Below are 21,106 nucleotides of genomic sequence, written 5' to 3' on the forward strand. Positions count from 1 at the left end.
AAGAATCAGCAGGGAAGTAAGGGACGAAAGGGAACGAGGATGCGATTTATTCATACATCAGACCTCCATATTGGCAAGACCGTCAGTGGATTCTCCATGCTGGAGGAACAGGAAGCGGCACTGAAACAGATCATGGATTACGTAAAAGAACGGCAGGCAGATGCCGTTCTTTTGAGTGGTGACTTATATGACCGTTCCGTGCCGCCTGCCGCCGCAGTGACCATGTTTGACGCGTTTTTGACCGGACTGTCCGAAATGGGAGTGACGATTCTGGCCATTGCCGGGAATCACGACTGTGGAGAGCGGATCGGATTTGCCAACCGGATTCTGGAAAAGAGGGGACTCTATCTGGAGGGAAAGCTGGAAGCCCCGGTACGGTTCGTGGATATCCCCGACCAGTGGGGCTTTGTGCGTGTTCATCTGGCTCCGTTTGCAAAGCCTGTGGAGGTTAGGTCCCTCTACCGGTGCGAGGGCAGCATGAAGACGTTTGAAGAGAGCTTCGAGGAAATTCTCCGCCATGTGACATACAGTCCCGGAGGAAGGGATATTCTGATGGCCCATCAGTTTGTGGTGAACCAGGGATTGCTGCCGGAGCTCTCCGATTCGGAGACACGGGTGTCAGTGGGCGGAACGGATCAGGTGGAAGCGGCATTGTTTCAGCCATTCTGCTATACGGCTCTGGGGCATATCCACGGCTGCCAGCAGATCGGGAAGAATCCGGTATACTACAGCGGCTCGCCGGTAAAATACTCTTTTTCCGAGTGCAGTCACCGGAAGTCGGTGCTGTACGGTGAGGTGGGAGAGAACGGGAAGGTCACGCTGGAACGCCTTCCGCTGACGCCGGTCCACGATATGCGAAAGATCAGGGGCCGTCTGGCAGATTTAATTCTCCCGGAGGTTGTGAGCGCGGCGGATCCGGAGGACTATATCCTGGCGGTTTTAACGGATGAGACGGAGCTGCTGGATCCGATCGGAACACTCCGAAGCGTCTATCCCAATATCATGCAGTTAAAATGGGAAAAACGGGCGGTGGAGCAGGACGATACCGTGATCCATGATGATATTATGAAGGAAAAGGGTCCGTATGGACTGTTTACGGATTTTTACGAGCTTGTTACTGGAAAGACCATGTCAGAAGAGCAGGAAGCCGTGATGAGGGAGACGGCCGAACAGGCAGAGGAGGAGGTTTCATGAAGCCGACAGCGCTTGTTTTGAGCGGATGGGGGCCTTATAAAGGCGTGGAACGGGCAGATTTTGAGGCCATGCAGCGGGGGCTGTTTCTGATCTCAGGACCGACCGGTGCCGGAAAGACCACGATATTTGATGGAATTACATTTGCCCTTTACGGGGAGGTCAGCGGAAGCATCCGGGAGAAGGACAGCCTGCGGAGCGATTTTGCGGACGCTTCCACACCCACGTATGTGACGCTCACCTTTTCCCATAGAGGAAAGCAGTACCGGGTTACCCGAAATCCAAAGTATGACAGACCGAAGCTTAAGGGCGAGGGAATGACCACGGAACTGGAGGGCGGCGAGCTCTACGAAGAAGAGGCGCTTCTGGCCTCGGGGAGCACGCAGGTAACGGAGCGGGTGACGGAACTGCTGGGACTGGATTACCGCCAGTTCCGCCAGATATCCATGATCGCACAGGGGGAATTTCAGCAGCTTCTTGTGTCCAGCTCCAAAGAGAGAACCCAGATATTCCGGGATATTTTCCAGACGCGGATCTACGATACGATGACGGCGCTGCTGTCCTCCAGAGTAAAGGCCCTAAACGGCCGGATCGATGAGGTGAAGCACCGGGCGGACGAGATCACGGGAACGTTCCGCATTGAGAATGGGGACTGGGAGGAACTGAAATCAAAGAAAAACCGGAATTACCGAAAGCTTCTGGGATTTGTGGAACAGGAAAATGAACGGCTGGGTAACCGGGAGAGAGAACTGGCCTCCCGCCTGGGAGAACTGGACCAGACCTATAAGGACCGGGTGAGGGCGATCGAGGAGCTGCGAAGCGGCAACCAGGCGGTCCGAAAGTATGAAAGTGACAGGAAGACCCTGGCAAAGCTGGAAGAGGAGCGGGACGGCTTAAAAGAACAGAAAAAAGAGCTGGCAAGGGCATACGGCCGCCTCCCCGCCCGCCGGGAAAAGCTGGAGGGGAAGAAGTCGGATTTACGCGTGCTGGAGGAGCAGAAAAAGGGGCTTGCCGCATGGAAGGCCGCGCGCAGACAGTTGGCTGAACGGCAGGAAAAGTATCTAAAGCTCGATGGAGAAGCAAAGGAAAAGAAGCGGATCTACGAATATCAGGATGACTGTTTTAAGAAAGCTGCTGCGGGAATTATTGCAAGGGACCTGGTGGAAGGATTTCCGTGTCCGGTCTGCGGTTCCACTGTCCATCCGGTTCCTGCGTCCATGGAGGGCGAGGTGCCGGATGAGAAACAGATCCGGCGGCTGAAGGCGGACTATGAGGCGGCATTAGAAAAGGCATCGGCGGCTGCGAGCGACGCGGCGGCGCTGGTGGGCGCCATAAAAAACATGGAAGAAAACCTTGGCTCCATGGATTTATCGGACGGCGGAGAGCGGGCTCTTCTCGAAATCGAGGAAAGGCTCCGCCTGCTGGAAGAAGAGACAAAACAGGAAGAAAAAGAGATCCGGGAGTGTGAAAAGGCCTACCAGGACTGCGCGGTTAAGCTGGAAAAGCAGAAAGCGGCTTATTCCCAGTTAAAGGCGGCCATCCGGGTTCCAAAACAGACGGAGCTGGTTGAGCTATCCGGATTTGAAGCGGCGCTTACGGAATGTGAGAGGGACCGCAGGCAGACGGCCAAGGAAAAGGAACGGACGGGAACGGCTCTGGCTTTGAACCGGCAGTCACTGGCTACTCTGAAAGGCCATCTGGAGGAAAAGGAAAAGCTGGAAACAGAGTACAGCGTGGTCCGTGAACTGGAACGGGCGGCGGGGGGATATAATGGCCGGAATCTGGTATTTGAGCAGTACGTCTTATCCGTCTATTTTGAAGACATTCTCCGGGCGGCAAACCGGCGCCTTCTCAAGATGAGCGGGGAGCGGTACGAACTGCACCGGCTGGACAGAACAAGAGACAGGAGAAGTAAGGAGAGCATGGAGATGGAGGTGCTTGACCAGTATACGGGCAAGCGCCGTTCCGTGAAGAGTCTGTCGGGGGGCGAGGCGTTTAACGCTGCGCTGGCACTGGCGCTGGGGACCTCCGATGTGATACAGAGCTACGCGGGAGGCATCCAGGTGGAAGCTCTCTTTGTGGACGAGGGATTTGGCTCTCTGGACGCAGAATCCCTGGAACAGGCGGTGGCGATTCTGACCTCTTTGAGCGGCGGTTCCAGCATGGTTGGAATCATTTCCCATGTGGAAGAATTGAAAGAACAGATCGGCAGCCATATTCTGGTAGAAAAAACGAATCAGGGAAGTAGAATCGTGACAGAAAGTATGGTATAATGGCGACAGCTATTATACTGTCGCCGGTTCGGTGCCGTCCGGAGGATGGCAAAACACAGACCGAACCGTGCGCATCCCCGGAGGGAATCATGGCCGAAGGACATGATATAATACGATTCGCATAACACACAGGAGAGTTTTTCATTCATACAGGAGTTGTTCATGAATTTTAAATATAGAAAAAAAGTGAAACAAACGCTGGCCGCTGTTCTGGCCGCCATGCTTCTTACCGGCTGCGCCAAGGGGCTTCCCATGGTCTCAGAGGTAAATGAAACGAAGGCATACACACTTCCGCAGTCCATGATCATTGTGGCGACAGAGCGCAACCGTTACCAGCAGGCATATACCGGCCAGATCTGGAGCGTGGAACTGCCGGATGGGGAGACATTTGAGACGTATCTGCTGGGGCAGGCCCAGGAATTTCTTCAGGAGATGAAATGGATGAATCTTCTGGCAAAGGATAAGGAGATTATCATCACGAGCGCCGAGAAGGAGGAGATCCGGAAGCTGTCGGAGGAGTATTATGAGTCTCTGACCGAGGATGACATCGCGTACATGGGGGTGAAGGAGGACGATGTGCGGACGATGTATGAGGAATACTTCCTTTCCAACAAGGTGGTCAGTGAACTGACAAAGGATATGAATCTGGAGATCAGCGACAGTGAGGCAAAGGTCATAACCATCGACCAGATTGTCCTCTCGGACGGGAATACGGCCCAGGACGTGTTGAATCAGGTGAACGAAGACGGGGCGGACTTCGAAGCCATTGCACGGGAGTATTCAGAGGATAATGAGATTCAGAAACAGCTGGGACGCGGAGAAGCGAGGAAAGCGCTGGAGGAGGCGGCATTTTCCCTGACGGCAGGCGAGATCAGCCCGGTGGTGGAGGACAACGGCATGTTCTACATCATCAAATGTGTGAGCGATTACGACGAGGATGCCACACAGGCGAGAAAGGATAACCTGTACCAGCAGAGGAAAAAGGACGCATTCGGACAGATCTACAATCAGTTCAAGACAGAGAATCCGGTTACATTCAGCAACGATATCTGGGATGGAATTAAGTTTTCCATTGACGATAAGACGACTACCACGAATTTTTTTGACTTGTACAGAAAACATTTTCCCAATTCATAATGGGAAAGGAAAGCAGAGGGGCATTCCATGGCAGAAGGGGGAAGGAGCATCCGGGGCAGGAGCCGGAAGCGCAAAAGTACCAGGGGGAAGGCAGTTTTTGCTGCGGTGCTTAAGGTTATTCTGGTCCTTCTGATTGCGGCTGGACTTTTATTTTCCAGTACCTATGTATACCGGTATTGGGAAGGAAGCCGTACATCGACCACACCGCTGGAAACCGGCAGAGAGATTGTGCCGGAGACGATGAAGAACTTTGAATAGCCTGTGAATAGCGGTTGGGCTGGAGAGCAGAAGAAGTTACAGTTCACTCCCCACCAGGGGCACCGCTGCCCGGCCGAACCGGACTGCGGTGCCCCTGGTGGGGAGTGAACTGTAACCAGAAGAACGAGATAAGGAAACAGGAGGCTCCATTAGCTGGCGCCCCCTGTTTTCAGTTTACGCATTAAAATAAGCAGTCACCAGATCAACAAGTGCTTTCTGATCCGCAGTCCCCATGACCTCCCTGGCGGAGTGCATGGCCAGCATCGGGATTCCCGCATCCACGGTGCGCATGGTTAAATAGCTGGAGGAAATGCTTCCGAGAGTCGATCCGCCCTTCATATCGGAACGGTTGGAGAATTTCCTGTATGGAATTTTGGCATTTCTGCAGATATTTTCAATCATTCCCGTACTGGTCGCGTCGGTCGCGTAGGACTGGCTGGCCGACAGCTTGATGGCGACTCCGTCTCCCATGAGGATCTGGTTCTTGATATCACATTTTTCGCTGTGGTTGGGATGAATCGCGTGTGCGACGTCGAGGGACAGCATGAAGCCGTCAAAAAGGGCGTTCAAGTAGGCTTCTCTGGAGCAGCCGAGGGACAGGAAGAGCTTTTCCAGCACACGGTCCATGAGCAGCGAGGCGGCTCCCTGTTTCGTGCTGCTTCCGATCTCCTCATTGTCGTAGAGTGCGATCACATGTATCTCATTTCCGGCAGTGCTGTTCATGATACCGCTTAAGCAGGCCTGCACGGAGGTCAGGTTATCGAGACGCGGAGCGGAATAGAATTCACCGTCAAGCCCGCATAAAGTGCCGCTCTCCGTATTGTAGACGTAGATTTCGTAGTCCAGTATATCCTGCTTTTCCACACCGGCTTCGGCGGCCAGAGCCTTTAAGAAGAAATCTTCCTTTTCCAGGTCACTCTTAATTAAGGTTAAGAGCGGGAGCATGTCAACCTGCGGATTGACAGCGACGCCCTGATTGGCCTCCCGGTTCATGTGGATCGCCAGGTTTGGAATCGTGAGCACCGGGCGCTTAAAGTCCACGAATATGGTTTTCGTGCCGGACAGCGCATCACTGGTCACGCAGACTTTGCCTGCCATGGACAGCGGTCTGTCAAACCAGGTGTGAAGAAGCGGTCCGCCGTAGACCTCTGTGTTGAGTTTTCCGTACCGTCCGGAAGTTACCTCGGGAGAAGGCTTTAATTTCAGACAGGGCCAGTCCGTATGGGAGGCGGCCAGTTTAAGCTTCGGCGTCTGATCCGCCAGCTCGCCGATGGTAAATGCGATGAGTGTCGAATCGTACGCTTTTATATAGTAGGAGTGTCCCTGCTCCAGTTTCCAGGAACCGGAAAGGGAGAGTTCTGTAAATCCGGCGCCGTCTAAGGAAGCGGCGGCTGTCATGATGCAGTGATACGGGGATACAGAAGCGGAGATAAGCCGCTCCAGCTGTTTCATATCATTCATAGGTTTGACCTCTTTTCTGTGTAATTACAGCTTTTAGTATATCACAAAGTGGAAGAGGTGGGAATTGGTTCTTCTGATTTAAAAATGATTTTCCGAATACTTTCTACAGACAAATGGAATTCGTCGGCAAGATTCTGCATGGAGGCTTTCTCTTCCCGATACCGCCTTGCGATCTCGTGGTTTCTCTCCGCATAGTAATTTCTGGAGCCGGAGCTCTCCCCCCCATTTTCTGCGCTCCTGTTCTCTGGGAATGTAAATGGCCTCCCCCTGCGTGTATTTCTGGATCTCGCGGAGAAGTTCATCGGGCAGGATATCGGAAGCATTTAAATACCTCATATGCGCCCCCTTTCTGTCTTTTCAGGCTGCGTCTACAATTCGCTGTTTAAGAAGTCTTCGATGGTATCGTATTCTCTGATTTTAACTCCATGTTCAAGACCAATACCAGGTTTCGTTATAAATATTTGTTACCAGAGAAAATACGAATGGCGTCCCCGCGCCTTCTATGGTAAAATAGTTCCATTGAAAATGAATTGGAATACAGACGAGGAGGAGCAGAATGAACTTCTTTAAAAATCGAAAAAAAGAGGAGACGCCGGGAACTGATGGGAACGGGGATCATAATAGAAAGTCGGCTTTTACCTGTTGTGAATTTGACAGGAGCAGCTGGTTTTTCGTATTTTCCGCCTGCCTCGGCAAGGTGATGGCGGTTCAGGATGCGTGCAGGGAGCTGGTTGTAAAGGACCAGGAGTGGAATGTAGATTTTTCACGGGGCGTGATCGCTTTTGGAACGGACGAGTATCCCCTGCAGTTTCTTGGAAGCGAGGCGTCTTCTTCCAATACGTGGCTGTGGGGCTGGGAAAATGTGAATGGTTTTCCAGAGGAGATTCTTCAGACGGTGAACCAGGTGAGAGCCGCGGGAGAAGAGTGGGGACTTGAGCCGCTTACGACTGCGGAATTTGAACTGACGGACAGTTTTAACGGCCATTCACTGTCCATAGTGGCCTGTGGGTTAGCGGAGCATTGCTGCTATTACCGGGGGCCGCATTCCGGCGGCGCGGTTCTGGTGGCCTTTTCCGGTGTCCCGGAGGAGGTCTTCGCACCGGTTACCGGGCAGAAATTTGTATCGCTTACCATGCAGTGTATCCAACAATTTTCTGTCGACCATAAACTGTTTGTCGAGAGCTTCTTACTCTGGAATGAAACGCCGTATGAGTGGCAGGATCTTACGGTGAGGGCGCATTTTAAAGACGATCCGATTTTTAAAAATGACCTGATCATCGAATTTGAGATCGTGGACAGTTTTTGGCGAATTAAATGCATGAAGAATACGGGGAGAATGTGAAATGATAGCATTAAGAATTGAAGATATCAGACAATTTACAGCCAAACTCTTTGTGGGAGAGACTTTTGATCACTTCCTGATCAAGGAAGCGGAGATTGTTACCTTTAATGTGTTTACCATCGACGGTCATATCCGCCAGGGGTATTATTCCGAAGAGGAGCTGGAGGAGAATCAGATGGAAGAACTGTCTTCCTGGAAGATGATCCGGCCATACTGTTTTTCACTGATTAAGGGGAAGAAGCTTCCCGGCAGCTTCCAGATTGTGCTGCAGATGCCGCCTCAGGCAGTGGATAAGTTTGTAACTGGCCATCAGATGCCTTTGAAGGCGGATCAGGTCAATGGCCTGTACTTAAATATCCGTTATGAGGAAGGAAAACTGTTCTGCGTGACCGGCACATCGGTCTCGATTTTTACATTGGACAAGACCCTGGATATGGAATGGGACCAGGCGGTGAGAAGCTTTTTGAAGAAAAACGAGATCATTTTCCAGGAGGAATAGGCGATTACTAGCACTCATTTTAAATGAGTGCTAATTTTCTATTGACATTTGGAAAATGGAGTATTAAAATACTCTTTGCAGGCAAAGAGTGAGAAACCATGGCAAACCATGGAAAAATATACAGCAAAGAGTAAGGAGTGTATGGATATGGCAAAGACAGGTAGTTTGACAATTAACAGCGAAAACATATTCCCGATTATCAAGAAGTGGCTTTATTCGGATCACGACATTTTCTACCGTGAATTAGTGTCTAACGGCTGCGACGCGATCACGAAATTAAAGAAGCTTGAGGTCATGGGAGAGTGGCAGAAGCCGGAGGACGTGGAATTTAAGATTACCGTGACGGTGGATTCCAATGATAAGACGATCACCTTCACCGATAACGGCCTCGGTATGACCATGGAAGAAGTGGATGAGTACATCAACCAGATCGCATTTTCGGGAGCACAGGATTTCCTGGAAAAGTATAAGGACAAGGCCAATGAGGATCAGATTATCGGCCATTTCGGACTGGGCTTCTATTCCGCATTTATGGTAGCAGATAAGGTGACGATCGATACATTATCCTATCGGGAAGGTGCGGCGCCGGTTCACTGGGAATCCGACGGCGGCACGGAATATGAGATGGAAGAGGGGGATAAGACATCCTTCGGAACCACGATTAAGCTGTACCTGAATGAAGAGAGTCTGGAGTTCTGCAACGAGTACCGCGCCAGAGAAGTGCTGGAGAAGTACTGTTCCTTCATGCCGGTGGAGATTTATCTGGAGAATTCCTCCGCTGAACCGCAGTATGATACCATCGAGAAGGACGAGCTGACCGAGAAAGACACCATTATCGAGACGATCGTCGAGGAAGCCAAGACTGAGGAGAAAGAGAATGAGAACGGCGAAAAAGAAGTCGTAGAGATTTCTCCTGCCAGGGAAAAATATAAGATATTAAAGCGTCCCGTTCCGGAGAATGACATTCACCCGCTGTGGAACAAGCATCCGAACGAGTGCACAGAGGAAGAGTATAAAGGCTTTTACCGTAAGGTATTCCATGACTACAAGGAACCGCTGTTCTGGATTCATTTAAACATGGACTACCCGTTTAACTTAAAGGGAATTTTATACTTCCCGAAACTGAACTTAAATTATGACAGCCTGGAAGGCGTAATCAAGCTTTACAACAACCAGGTATTTATCGCAGACAACATCAAGGAAGTAATTCCGGAGTTCTTAATGCTGCTGAAGGGTGTGATCGACTGTCCGGATCTGCCGCTTAACGTATCGAGAAGCGCGCTGCAGAACGACGGCTTTGTCAAGAAGATTTCCGATTACATCACAAAGAAGGTAGCGGACAAGTTAAGCGGTATGTTCAAGACCGACCGTGAGAATTACGAGAAGTACTGGGATGATATCAATCCATTTATCAAATTCGGCTGCTTAAAGGACGAGAAATTCGCTGAAAAGATGAATGATTATATCATTTTCAAGAATCTGGAAGGCAAGTATTTCACTCTGGCCGACTGCCTGGAGGAGAATAAGGAAAAGCATGAGAACACCGTATTCTATATCACAGACGAGAAGGAACAGAGCCAGTACATCAATATGTTTAAGCAGGAAGGCATGGATGCGGTCTATATGACTCAGAATATCGACAGCCCGTTCATCAATTTCCTGGAGCAGAAGAATGAGAATGTGAAGTTCCTGGCTATCAACTCAGACTTATCAGACAGTTTTAAGGAAGAGATGACGGAAGAGGCCAGGGAAGCCATGAAGGGCGATGCGGATGCGCTGACAGAGGTGTTCAAGAAGGCGCTTGGCAACGATAAACTGGAAGTAAAAGTGGAAAAACTGAAAAATGAAGCAGTCTCTTCCATGATCACGGTCTCCGAAGACAGCCGTCGTATGCAGGAGATGATGAAGATGTACACCATGCCTGGTATGGATCCGTCCATGTTTGGAGCCGGCGGTGAGACTCTGGTGCTCAACTACAACAATAAGTTGGTTCAGTACGTACTGAATCACAGAGAGGGCGGCCACATCCAGGAAATCTGCGAGCAGCTGTATGACCTGGCCGCATTAAGCCACGGATCCCTGACTCCGGAGCGCATGACGAAATTCATTGCGAGAAGCAACGATATCATGATCCTTATGGCAGATATGGGTAAAGAAGAGGAATAAGAAACTAAGAATGATTGGGGATACCATTTTCCGCTCCCTTATGATATACTAGTACTGCATTGGATGAATACCGGTGAATTCAGTGCCTGATATCTGCGTCAGGTGTGCGTCTGCAAAGCGACGGCGTAGTGGGCGCTACGACTAGCTTTGCAGGCGTACACCTGGCGTAGATAGCGGGTGCTGAATTTACTGGTATTTGTCCAATGCAGTACTAGGTACTATGATTGTATAGTAACCAGGAGGAGATTCTTATGACGGACAAGATAAGGGAGATAAAGAAGGCAGTGCTGCGGCTTATGCTGGCGCTGGCCATCGGAGTATTAGCAGGAGCAGCCCCGGGTGCGGTGCTCATCTCTCATGCGGAGACGGAAAACGTGGCGGCTGCCGCGGAACCGGCTGCCGCAGAGACGGCTTCGGAAGATGACGGTACGACCTTTATGCTGGCATTTTTTGGAGGGATTATTCTGCTGATCCTCTTTGTTGTCGTGATTGTCGTTGCGACTGCCGCCAGTACGGCGGGGGTTGTAGGCGCGCAGGAAGACGACTGATCTACAGACAGATAAGACGAACCGGCTGATCTCATGGAGACCAGCCGGAAAATAGGACAGGGAAGCCTGCGGACTTTCCTGTCCTCCTCTTTACGACAAATAGGTAACAAGTTACTATATGGAGGAACGCATGCAGATTTCAGATCTCATCAGACGATTTAAAGGTACAAGAGAAAGGCAGGAGAAAGCCGTGTTCAGCACGCTGTGCATTGCTGAAAACAGGCTTCAGACCATATTTGATAAGAGCAGCTCTGGCATCACGCTTAAGCAGTTTATGCTTCTGACCATGGTGAGGCAGTCGGAGGAGCGGCTGACGTTCACCCAGCTGGGAGATCTGCTGGGATGCTCCAGGCAGAATATCAAGAAGCTGGCCGCAGTTCTCGAACAGAAGGGTTTCGTTACAATTATACAGAACGAAAATGACAAGCGGGCGTCATTTCTGCTTCCAACGGAACGGCTGTCCGAGTACTTTGAACAGGCTGCAGCGCTTCACGGACAAAAACTTGCCTGTCTGTTTCAAGGGTACACGGATCAGGAGATGGAGCAGCTGTTTACGCTGCTTATGAAGCTGTACGATGGAATCGGCGGTCTGGAGGCTGCGGAAGAGGCGATGACGGCGGCACCGTGACGGTCACAGGAAAAAGAAGGATACAGGAGGAAGGATATGGAGCGAATCATTATTTATGGCAGCAAGTACGGAACGACGAAGCGTTATGCGGAAGAATTATCACGAAGGACGGGAATACCGTGCAGGAACTGCAAGGAGGTAAAGTCTCTCTCTTCCTGTAAAGTGGTCATACACCTGGGAGGGATCTATGCCGGACAGATTCTCGGTCTGAGCCAGACGGCAAAGCTGCTTCGCCGGGAACCGGCCGCGAAGCTTCTGGTGGTCACAGTAGGACTGTCTGACCCGGCTGATGAAACGAATGTCAGAAATATTCAGAATTTTATAAAGAAGCAGCTGGCGGACCCGCTTTGGGCCGAAACGAAGCTCTTTCATCTGAGAGGAGGCATGGATTACTCCAGGCTGTCTGTCGCACACAGGGCGATGATGGGGCTTCTGTACAGCAGGGTTAAGAAGATCCCGCCGGAAGAGCGGAATTCCGAGACACAGGGGCTGATTGAGACATTTGGCAGGAAGGTGGATTTTACAGATTTTGAAAGCCTGAATGAGATTACCGGCTTTCTTATGGCCGAAAACGGGACGAGTGGCCCGGATCTTCGGGAACAGATGCAAAATGCGGAAGTTCAGGAGTAATATTCTATTGACATTCCACCGTGGCTTCTCTATAATATATAGTAATGAATACTACATGACAAGTTATATGTCAGGAGGAAATAGAATATGAGCTATAAGATTATCGGGGACAGCTGTCTGGATTTAACGGCTGACTTAAAGAAAGATCCGCATTTTCAGATCATTCCCCTTACTTTGCAGGTAGAGCATACCCAGGTAATAGATGATGAGACCTTTGACCAGAAGAAGTTTCTGGAGCTGGTAAGAAGCAGCAGTGAGTGCCCGCAGACCGCATGTCCGTCGCCTGAGAGGTTTAAAGAGGCATTTGAATGCGACGCAGAGCAGATATTTGTTATTACTCTGTCCGAGCATTTAAGCGGAACGTACAACAGCGCCGTATTGGCGAAGAAGCTCTATGAGGAGGAACATGGCCAGGAGGGGAAGAACATCGCTGTTTTCAGTTCCGATTCCGCTTCTTCCGGGGAGTTAAACATCGCCCTTTATATCCAGTCGCTCTGTCAGGCATCTCTTCCGTTTGAGGAGATTGAGGAGAAGACACGCAGCTTTATTAAGAATATGAGAACATATTTCGTACTGGAGAGTCTGGACACGCTGCGCAAGAACGGCCGTCTGACCGGCCTTCAGGCATTTTTTGCTACCGCACTGAACATTAAGCCGGTTATGGGAGCTGATTCCGGTGTGATCATCAAGCTGGATCAGGCGAGGGGAATTAATAAAGCCCTTACGCGCATGGCCGATATCGCGATCCGGGAAGCGGGAGAGACGAAGGACAAGGTACTTATTATCGCCCACTGCAACAATCCCGAGCGTGCAGAGGTGGTGAAGAACGAGATGTGCCGCCAGGCGTCATTTAGGGATGTCATCATTACGGAGACGGCCGGAGTGGCGACGGTATATGCCAGTGACGGCGGGATTATCGTTGCATTGTAGTTTGTGCGAAATACCGGTTAGCAGGCTTGTTGGTTAATAGAGATAAAATTGCCGCTATGTGCGATTAAGTGCATAGCGGCAATTTTTATAGGGATTATGTTCTATTAATTGAAGGACTCTAGTGCAGAATTCACCGGAGCTTATGCAACGCTGTACTAGTACCGCCCGGCGAATTTACGCCGGGAGGCACTAGTAACCTACCGTTCCGATACCACCACATCCGGCACATGTTTTTGTTCCGGATCCGCCGCAAGAAGGACAGATTCCCTGGCTGATTCCACCGTCGTCATAGATTCCTGTTTCTCCCCCATAAATCCCGCCTCCGAGCCCAAACGAAGCGTTTTGTCCTATGCCGCTCCCATGACAGTAGGTACAGGTGGTATAGCCTTTACCCAGACAGACCGGACATTGACGCGGCGCTGTAGTCTTGCTGGAAGCCGAATTTGAATCAGAGATAACTGAGGAACTGCGATTGCTACTACCGTTATTGCTATTATAATTAGATGAACCGGCAATGTTGCCTGAGCGTCCTTTATTTGCATTAACCGCATCCTCATATCTTAGGACTGTAACACCGCTCTTTTTACCGGTAGATTTGTTTACGGCAATAGCCTTTAAAGTTTGGCCGGGTTTTAAAGCAGGAGAACCGTATTGAAAACCGGAGCGTGTTTTTGTTGTATAGATATCATCTTGATTAGTTGGGTCATCAGGCTTTACACCAACCGTATAATAAATGCGGCAGCCGGTATCACAGCCCAGAGTAATATATTTAAGTACGGATCTGTCTGGATTAAAAATAGTCTCTTGCACATACCAGGGCATTAATATTTCTTCATCATAATCGTTGCCGTCTTCCTGATTACTGTCGGCAATAAACTGATTATAGCCGCTGCTTTGCCGGGGTACAATTGAGATTTGAACAATACCGCTTTCTGTCCATGCACCGTTTTCGTTGACTATATATCCATCTGGTGTTGTAGTATTTACATATAACCATCCATCCGGATTAAAATAATAGCATTCGGCGACACCATCGTCATTTCCATCAATCCATTTCCAGCCATTTGCCGGATAAGTTCCATTACCGTTGTCATACCACCATTTATCCTGATTTGGAGCCTGTCCTGTCCTCCATGTACCTGCGAATGCATTTCCCGCCATTATGATTACCATGAAAAATGCACATATTAAGGTAGATATTTTTTTCATTTTTACAAGTTCTCCTCTCGTTTTCTTAATGAAATAGATATGAATTTTTAATAGTACTTATAATCTTAATTATAAGTATTAAAAAGATGGGAGGTTAAAAGAAATTAAATGAAAAAGGAGGATCGTATGTCGTTTTATTCATAAAAAATAATAAAGCATATGGTATTTGGCATGTATAAATAAAATAAAAAAAGGAGATAAAGTCTGATAATTAAGATTATAAGAATGTAATGAAAGAATAAAACACAAAAATATAGTTATATTATATATTATATTGCAATTTATTCTAAAATGCAACTCTATAATGTTGACTAGAATAACTATATATTTGTTGATTATCTTCTCCCTCCCCTTCTGGCAGTCCTCTGATCAATCTGGCATAAATTGACAAATACACAGTCTCAGTGTAAGATTAGTAAAGACTATCAAGAGATTGGAGCAGGAAGCATGAAGACAGCAGTGCGTTATTATTCCAGAACAGGGAATACGAAAGTAATCGCGGAAGCCATTGCACCGATGGCGGGCTGCCAGGCGGAATCCATCGAAGTTCCGCTGGAAGAAGTAACGGATATCTTATTTTTGGGAGGTGCGGTTTATTGGGGACAGATTCCCGGGAAACTGAAAGAATATATAAAGAGCCTGTCCCCACAGCAGGTAAAGTGTGTAGCCATCTTTACCACAGCAGGAATTCAGGAAGGTGCATCAGAAATTTATAAAGTATTTCTGAAGTATCATGACTTAAAGGTTATGAAAGAAACGTACTTTTGTAGTGGAAAACGGGTTTACGATGCGAAAATTAAGGAAGAAACGGAAATATTTGCAGAAAAAGTTATGAGTCAGGCATCTATCATGAATCATTCGATCATGAATTAAGGAGGAAGGGATGAAACGGACGAATTTATTAATGAAGCTTCTGATTATCCTTCCGGTATTTCTCCTTGCGGCACTCCTCGTATGGATTGCGGTGGATGGACAGAGAGGCGGCATAAGGGAGACTCTTGCCTCCGGTCAGGAGACAGCGGCGGCTCCCGCGGCGCAGGAAGGGGAGCAGACGGCGGCTTCGGCTCCGGAGGCGGCCACGGAGGAAGTGTTAAAGCTGGAAGTATCGGAAACGGAAGCAGCAAGTACGGCCGCAGTGGCGGAGACAGAACCGGAGGATCCTGTCGTTCATCTGCTTTTTAGCGGGGATGTATATTTTTCCAGTCATGTATTGAACGCTTATGATAATGCAGGGGGCATACATGGAGTGCTGGATGAGGCATATCGGGACGAAATCAGCAGGGCGGATATCTATATGGCGAATCAGGAGTTCCCGTTCAGCGAAAGAGGAACGCCGGCTCCGGATAAACAGTTTACATTTCGGGTACCACCGGAACGGGTCTCCATGATGCATGAGCTGGGGATCGATATCGTGACGATTGCGAATAATCACACACTGGATTATGGAACAGATGCACTGGTGGATACGTGTACGACTCTGGAGAATGCGGGAATCCCCTATGTAGGCGCCGGTGCCAACATGGACCGTGCAAAGCAGCTGGAGATCATCGAGGTGCGCGGCAGAACCATCGGTTTCCTGGCAGCCTCAAGGGTGTATCCCGATACTTCCTGGGTGGCAAACAGCAAAAAGCCGGGAATGGTAAGTGGATACGATCCATCCATACTCTTAAAAGAGATCGAAGCGGCCGGGGAATACTGTGATTATCTGGTGGTGTACATGCACTGGGGAATCGAGCGGGACGAAAAGCCGCAGGAATACCAGCGGACCCTTGGCAGACAGCTGATCGATGCGGGAGCCGATCTCGTCATTGGAAGCCATCCTCATGTACTGCAGGGGATTGAATACTATCAGGGAAAGCCGATTGTATACAGTCTCGGCAATTTTATCTTTGGAAGCAGCATTCCGAAGACCGCGCTTTTGCGCGCTGATGTGGATCTGGAACAGAATCAGGTGAATTTATCCCTGGTTCCAGGCACTTCCGGGGCCGGATTTACAAAGGAACTGACCGATCCGGGAAAGAAGGCAGAGTTTTATCAGTACATACAGGGGATTTCATTCGGTGTGTCCATTGATGAAAATGGCGCCGTGCGGGGGAATTGACATGAATTTACGGTTGGCTGAAATGACTGATTTACCGCAGCTTAAAGCTGTATATAAAGATATCATCCAAAATATGGTTGAAAGTGGAGTCCCGATCTGGGACGAAATATATCCTTGTGAGTTTTTCGCCGAAGATATTGAAAGGAATCGTCTTTACGTTCTCATGGAAGAAGAGAGAATTGTTTCCGCATTTGCCCTGTGCAGTTCAGCCTCAGGAGCTGACTGTGTGAGATGGAACGATGAGCAGGGGAATGCCCTTTACATTGACCGGTTTGGAGTGAACGTCGATTACCTGAGAAGGGGAATTGGCAGTATTGCGCTTAACATGGCGATTGCCCGGGCGGGAGAACTGGGGGCTGAATACTTAAGGCTGTTTGTTGTGGATATCAATGAACCGGCGATTAATCTCTATGTGAAGAATGGTTTCAAAAGGGCAGAGGGAGTGTATGACGAGGTGATTGATGATGATCTTGTCCTGCATGAGTATGGGTTTGAGAGAGTGGCGGCTCTGGTATAAAGAGACCGCCAGTTTTTCCGTTCATGAATGGAGGAAGGAAATTGCTCAATCCGTCTGCTCCTTCAAATACCGGTCCCCCTGACACGCGCCGCGTTCTTTGAAGCGCTTTGCCATGGAGTTCAGCACAAGCCGTTTGTTTCCGCTCCATACGGGGGCTACGAGAAGCTTTTTGGGACCGTCGCCGCTGATCCGATGGATTACCGTCTCCGGCGGGAGAAGAGCGATACAGTCGATTACGAGATCGAGGTACTCCTCCAATGAAAAGGTCTGAAAACCACCTGCGCGGTATAAGACGGCAAGGTCGGTTCCTTCCAGCACATGCAGAAGCTGCAGTTTTATACCGTTAATGCCGTGTTCCCCTAAGCGGCCGAGATAGCTGACCGTATCCTGCATCATGGCGGGCGTCTCCCCGGGAAGGCCGAGAATTACGTGGGCGATCACGGTCAGACCGGCGGCATGGAGTCTTTGAAAAGCATCTTCGAAGACGGACAGCGGGTAGCCGCGGCGAATGAAGCGCGCTGTTTCTTCGTGAATCGTCTGCAGGCCCAATTCCACCCAGACCGGTTTTATGCGGTTTAACTCAGACAGAAGCGCAATTACTTCAGGCGGAAGGCAGTCGGGGCGTGTGGCAATGGACAGGACAGCGATGTCCGGATGGGTGATGGCCTCAGTAAACAGCGCCTTTAAGCGCGAAGTCGGCGCGTACGTGTTTGTATAGGACTGGAAATAGGCAATGTAACGACCTTTGGGATATTCCGGTGAAGCTCCGGGCCGGTTTTTTTCCATCTTTTTTTCTACCCGGGCCTTAGCCGCTTCGATCTGTTCCGTGACGGATACGTGTGCGGACAGGGATTCGGCAAATTCTCCGGAGCCGCCGCCGCTGCAGAAGATACAGCCGTCCGTACCCAGGGTGCCGTCGCGGTTCGGGCAGGTCATGCCGCCGTCTAATGCCAGTTTATATATTTTATGACCATAGATATGTTTCATCTCATAATCCAGGGAATGGTACGGTTTTTCGTTCCAGTACATGAAAAGTCCTCCTTACCTTTTGAGTTCTTCCTCATTATAAGGAAGCGGCAGGGCGGGTGTCAAATGAAATTATAGGATTTCGATAAATATTATATTGTAGAAGACTCGTAAGTTATGATATACTTTTGTCAAAGAGCAGATTCCCGCGGCGCAGGTGTCGGAGGTATTCTGATATTTTGAAAATGTATGGAAAAAAGGAGATCATGTGACATGAAAGTATGCGATACAATTCAAATGCTCGAATCTGAAAAATCCAGAAAGCTTATGACCGCACTGTACGGCGAAGCGGCGGTGGATGCCAATATAGAACGGTATCAGAATCTTGTGAAAAGTTTTCAGAAAAAATTTGCGGAAGAAGACGTGACCCTGTTCAGTTCCCCGGGACGTACGGAAATCAGCGGCAATCATACGGATCATAACCATGGAAAAGTCCTTGCAGGAAGCATTAACTTAGACTGTGTCGGTGTGGCTGCGAAAAACAACAGCAGCAAGGTACATATTATCAGCGAAACATTTAATCAGAGCTTTATCATTGATCTGAATGATTTATCCCCCAGCGATAAGAAAGCGGGAACGATTGACCTGGTGAAGGGACTCCTTCAAGGCTTTAAGGAATCCGGCTATGAGGTTGGCGGTTTTAATGCCTATATTACGAGTAATGTCATCAGCGCGGCCGGCGTCAGCTCCTCCGCGTCCTTCGAGATGCTTTTATGTTCTATTTTAAATACATTCTTTAATGAAGGCCGTATGGATACCGTAGCCTACGCCCACATTGGAAAATATTCCGAAAACGTATACTGGGACAAGGCCTCCGGACTGCTGGATCAGATGGCCTGTGCGGTCGGTGGTCTCATCACCATCGATTTTCTGGAGCCGGCTTCTCCGGTTGTGGAGAAGATCGATTTTGATTTCAGCTCCCAGAATCACAGCCTGATTATCGTCAATACCGGAAAGGGCCATGCGGATTTAAGCGCGGATTATTCCTCTGTGCCGATCGAGATGAAGAAAGTGGCCGAATTTTTTGGAAAAGAGGTCTGCGCCGAGATTACGGAAGAAGAGGTAATTGGACACCTTGCGGAAGTGAGAGAGTATGCGGGAGACCGTTCTGTGCTGCGCGCCCTTCATTTCTTTGAGGAAAACAAGCGCGTGGAGGCGGAAGTAAAGGCATTAAAGGAAGGCCGTTTTTCCGATTTCTTAAGCAATATCACGGCTTCCGGCAATTCCTCCTGGAAATGGCTTCAGAACTGCTTTACCAACAGTGCCTATCAGGAGCAGGGGATCACTGTCGCATTAGCACTTACGGAATTATTCATCGCCGGGAAACAGCGCGGCGCGTGCCGTGTTCACGGGGGCGGTTTCGCAGGTGTTATCATGGCTATGCTGCCAAACGATCTGGTGGAAGAGTACGTGGCATATATCGAGAAGGCCCTCGGAGAGGGCAATGCTTACCGCATGAGCATTCGTCCTTACGGAGCCATCTGTTTTGATGCGGTAATGGAAGAACAATAAGGGGGAAGGTACCATGAAGGAAAAACAGAATCTGGTCATTACCATTGGGCGGCAGTACGGCAGCGGCGGCCGGATCGTAGGCAAAGCGCTGGCGGAAGAGCTGGGAATACATTTTTACGATGAGGAAATTCTGACCATGACATCGGAGCAGAGTGCAGTCGGAGAGGTATTTTTCCGTCTGGCCGATGAAAAGGCGGGCAATAATCTGCTTTACAAGATTGTAAGCGGGATGAAGCCGCAGCTGGGGAAGCCGTCTACAGACGGCGATATCGTAAAACCAGAGAATCTGTTCCGTTTCCAGTCCGAGGTTATCCGGGAACTGGCAGACCAGGAGTCCTGCATCATTGCCGGACGCTGTGCTGATTACATCTTAAGCCGCGAGGACGTGGACGTGCCGGGCCTCGTAAAAATCTTCGTTTATGCCGATGTCCCGGCCCTGGTGAGGCGTACCATGGAAGTGGATAAGGTGGATGAAAAAGAGGCTGCAAGACGTGTGAAGAAGATTAACAGAGAGCGCAAGGAGTATTACCGTTACTATACAGGCGGCCGCTGGGAGGACTGGACCAATTACGATCTGATCATCAATACCAGCAAATTCGATTTGGAGCAGACCGCGAAGCTTATTAAGGATTACATCAAGTTAAAAGGAATTGAACTGTAAGATGAACCGGAAAAGTGCGTTTCTAACGACTACGATGGGCGTCTGCCTCACAGCGATGATTTGCTGCGCGCTGTGGGGCAGCGCTTTTCCATGTATAAAGATAGGATATCAATTATTTCAGATTGACGGCAATGACATCTCCAGCCAGCTTTTGTTTGCCGGCTGCCGTTTTACCCTTGCAGGTGTGCTGACGATTTTCCTAGGCAGCCTGATGAACCGCCGTCCTCTAATCCCCCGGAAGACCTCCTGGATCCGGATCGCTAAGCTTTCCCTGTTCCAGACCGTCATCCAGTATCTCTTTTTCTATGTCGGCCTCGCCCACACGACAGGGGTGAAGGCCTCTATTATTGAGGCCTCCAACGTATTTGTAGCCATTCTCATAGCCAGCCTTATTTTCCGCCAGGAAAAGCTGGACAAACACAAGATCATCGGCTGCATCGCCGGCTTTGCCGGTGTCGTTTTAATCAACATCAACCAAGGCGGACTGGACATGAGCCTGTCCCTGACCGGAGAAGGCTTCATCCTGCTTTCGACCATCGCCTATGCGGTCTCCTCAGTCCTGATAAAAATCTATTCCCGGGAGGATAATCCGGTTATGCTGAGCGGCTGGCAGTTCCTGCTCGGTGGAATTATCATGATTCTCTGTGGATATCTCACCGGCGGAAGCGTGAGTGTGTGGACAGCGCCTTCCATTTCCATGCTTTTTTACCTGGCTGCCGTCTCGGCAGTAGCGTATTCCCTTTGGGGAATCCTGCTGAAACTGAATCCTGTCTCCAAAGTCGCCGTCTTCGGCTTCATGAACCCGGTCTTCGGAGTGGTCCTCTCAGCCCTGTTCCTGGGCGAAGGACAACAGGCCTTCGGGCTGACCGCTATAGGGGCACTGGTCCTGGTCTGTATCGGGATCTATATTGTAAACAAACAGCAGTAGCAGCCAACCTCTAAAAAGCGCCCATGCTTCCGGCCCGCCCTTTCCCGGCTCAACTCTGCGGCGGCGTAACTTTCAATGATCCCACCGGA

At 49.7% G+C, this 21,106-nt stretch carries 21 protein-coding genes; 17 read left to right on the forward strand and 4 right to left on the reverse strand.

Translation table 11 applies throughout. The features are described from left to right. Positions 1 to 39: 39 nt before the first annotated feature. From M1L66_RS08100 to M1L66_RS08115, 4 genes are all read left to right on the forward strand, one after another. The gene (locus tag M1L66_RS08100; protein WP_187022893.1) at positions 40 to 1,194 is read left to right on the forward strand and encodes an exonuclease SbcCD subunit D; all 1,155 of its coding nucleotides are present in this window, start codon (positions 40 to 42) and stop codon (positions 1,192 to 1,194) included. Next, on the forward strand, positions 1,191 to 3,464 hold the full coding sequence (locus tag M1L66_RS08105) for an AAA family ATPase (RefSeq protein WP_434692105.1): 2,274 nt from the start codon (positions 1,191 to 1,193) through the stop codon (positions 3,462 to 3,464). The genes M1L66_RS08100 and M1L66_RS08105 overlap by 4 nt, the downstream gene beginning before the upstream one ends. A gap of 162 nt (positions 3,465 to 3,626) precedes the next feature. Continuing rightward, on the forward strand, positions 3,627 to 4,601 hold the full coding sequence (locus M1L66_RS08110; RefSeq protein ID WP_187022891.1) for a peptidylprolyl isomerase: 975 nt from the start codon (positions 3,627 to 3,629) through the stop codon (positions 4,599 to 4,601). 27 nt (positions 4,602 to 4,628) lie between these two features. Beyond that, positions 4,629 to 4,859, forward strand: a complete 231-nt coding sequence (locus M1L66_RS08115) for a hypothetical protein (protein WP_434692108.1) — start codon at positions 4,629 to 4,631, stop codon at positions 4,857 to 4,859. Between the two features lie 174 nt (positions 4,860 to 5,033). On the opposite strand, the gene M1L66_RS08120 is transcribed toward M1L66_RS08115, so the two are convergent. Then, complete coding sequence (locus M1L66_RS08120) at positions 5,034 to 6,320, reverse strand: M18 family aminopeptidase (protein WP_187022889.1); 1,287 nt, start codon at positions 6,318 to 6,320, stop codon at positions 5,034 to 5,036. A gap of 78 nt (positions 6,321 to 6,398) precedes the next feature. Beyond that, on the reverse strand, positions 6,399 to 6,656 hold the full coding sequence (locus tag M1L66_RS08125; RefSeq protein ID WP_434692112.1) for a hypothetical protein: 258 nt from the start codon (positions 6,654 to 6,656) through the stop codon (positions 6,399 to 6,401). 220 nt (positions 6,657 to 6,876) lie between these two features. Here M1L66_RS08125 and M1L66_RS08130 point away from each other — a divergent pair, with 220 nt between their 5' ends. The 7 genes from M1L66_RS08130 to M1L66_RS08160 all read left to right on the forward strand — a co-directional run bounded on the left by M1L66_RS08130 (position 6,877) and on the right by M1L66_RS08160 (position 13,063). Continuing rightward, on the forward strand, positions 6,877 to 7,662 hold the full coding sequence (locus tag M1L66_RS08130) for a DUF6882 domain-containing protein (protein ID WP_434692115.1): 786 nt from the start codon (positions 6,877 to 6,879) through the stop codon (positions 7,660 to 7,662). A 1-nt stretch (position 7,663) separates the two neighbouring features. Further along, on the forward strand, positions 7,664 to 8,161 hold the full coding sequence (locus M1L66_RS08135) for a DUF5721 family protein (RefSeq protein WP_002600978.1): 498 nt from the start codon (positions 7,664 to 7,666) through the stop codon (positions 8,159 to 8,161). 147 nt (positions 8,162 to 8,308) lie between these two features. Beyond that, entirely contained in the window at positions 8,309 to 10,327 is a 2,019-nt protein-coding gene (gene htpG, locus M1L66_RS08140; protein WP_055656408.1) for a molecular chaperone HtpG, read from the forward strand. A gap of 251 nt (positions 10,328 to 10,578) precedes the next feature. Next, a complete protein-coding gene (locus M1L66_RS08145) occupies positions 10,579 to 10,875 on the forward strand; it encodes a sulfate transporter (protein ID WP_117620958.1) in 297 nt (98 codons plus the stop codon). A 130-nt stretch (positions 10,876 to 11,005) separates the two neighbouring features. Beyond that, positions 11,006 to 11,503, forward strand: a complete 498-nt coding sequence (locus M1L66_RS08150; RefSeq protein ID WP_434692120.1) for a MarR family winged helix-turn-helix transcriptional regulator — start codon at positions 11,006 to 11,008, stop codon at positions 11,501 to 11,503. A 36-nt stretch (positions 11,504 to 11,539) separates the two neighbouring features. Continuing rightward, positions 11,540 to 12,133: a flavodoxin domain-containing protein gene (locus tag M1L66_RS08155; protein ID WP_434692121.1), complete on the forward strand. Its 594-nt coding sequence runs from the start codon at positions 11,540 to 11,542 to the stop codon at positions 12,131 to 12,133. Positions 12,134 to 12,220: 87 nt separating this feature from the next. Further along, positions 12,221 to 13,063 carry a DegV family protein gene (locus M1L66_RS08160; RefSeq protein ID WP_187022884.1) on the forward strand — a complete coding sequence of 281 codons (843 nt, stop codon included), beginning with the start codon at positions 12,221 to 12,223 and terminating at the stop codon, positions 13,061 to 13,063. Between the two features lie 189 nt (positions 13,064 to 13,252). On the opposite strand, the gene M1L66_RS08165 is transcribed toward M1L66_RS08160, so the two are convergent. Beyond that, positions 13,253 to 14,272 (reverse strand): hypothetical protein, encoded by a 1,020-nt coding sequence (locus M1L66_RS08165; protein ID WP_434692123.1) that lies wholly within the window; start codon positions 14,270 to 14,272, stop codon positions 13,253 to 13,255. 447 nt (positions 14,273 to 14,719) lie between these two features. Between M1L66_RS08165 and M1L66_RS08170 the strand changes: the two genes are divergently transcribed. From M1L66_RS08170 to M1L66_RS08180, 3 genes are read left to right on the forward strand one after another with little or no spacing between them, the layout of a single operon-like run. After that, positions 14,720 to 15,145 carry a flavodoxin family protein gene (locus M1L66_RS08170; RefSeq protein ID WP_187022882.1) on the forward strand — a complete coding sequence of 142 codons (426 nt, stop codon included), beginning with the start codon at positions 14,720 to 14,722 and terminating at the stop codon, positions 15,143 to 15,145. A 10-nt stretch (positions 15,146 to 15,155) separates the two neighbouring features. After that, positions 15,156 to 16,373 carry a CapA family protein gene (locus M1L66_RS08175; RefSeq protein ID WP_187022881.1) on the forward strand — a complete coding sequence of 406 codons (1,218 nt, stop codon included), beginning with the start codon at positions 15,156 to 15,158 and terminating at the stop codon, positions 16,371 to 16,373. Between the two features lies 1 nt (position 16,374). After that, positions 16,375 to 16,890: a GNAT family N-acetyltransferase gene (locus tag M1L66_RS08180; RefSeq protein ID WP_187022880.1), complete on the forward strand. Its 516-nt coding sequence runs from the start codon at positions 16,375 to 16,377 to the stop codon at positions 16,888 to 16,890. Positions 16,891 to 16,935: 45 nt separating this feature from the next. Here M1L66_RS08180 and M1L66_RS08185 read toward each other — a convergent pair whose 3' ends face one another. Then, positions 16,936 to 17,919 (reverse strand): TIGR01212 family radical SAM protein, encoded by a 984-nt coding sequence (locus M1L66_RS08185; RefSeq protein ID WP_434692127.1) that lies wholly within the window; start codon positions 17,917 to 17,919, stop codon positions 16,936 to 16,938. 210 nt (positions 17,920 to 18,129) lie between these two features. Here M1L66_RS08185 and M1L66_RS08190 point away from each other — a divergent pair, with 210 nt between their 5' ends. From M1L66_RS08190 to M1L66_RS08200, 3 genes are read left to right on the forward strand one after another with little or no spacing between them, the layout of a single operon-like run. Further along, complete coding sequence (locus tag M1L66_RS08190) at positions 18,130 to 19,428, forward strand: galactokinase (RefSeq protein WP_187022878.1); 1,299 nt, start codon at positions 18,130 to 18,132, stop codon at positions 19,426 to 19,428. A gap of 13 nt (positions 19,429 to 19,441) precedes the next feature. Next, positions 19,442 to 20,089, forward strand: coding sequence for an AAA family ATPase (locus M1L66_RS08195; protein ID WP_187022877.1), 648 nt, complete (start codon positions 19,442 to 19,444; stop codon positions 20,087 to 20,089). Position 20,090: 1 nt separating this feature from the next. Next, positions 20,091 to 21,017: a DMT family transporter gene (locus M1L66_RS08200; protein ID WP_434692130.1), complete on the forward strand. Its 927-nt coding sequence runs from the start codon at positions 20,091 to 20,093 to the stop codon at positions 21,015 to 21,017. Positions 21,018 to 21,106 lie beyond the last annotated feature (89 nt).

Source organism: Hungatella sp. SB206 (genome assembly GCF_051132295.1).
Lineage (GTDB): Bacteria > Bacillota > Clostridia > Lachnospirales > Lachnospiraceae > Hungatella > Hungatella effluvii.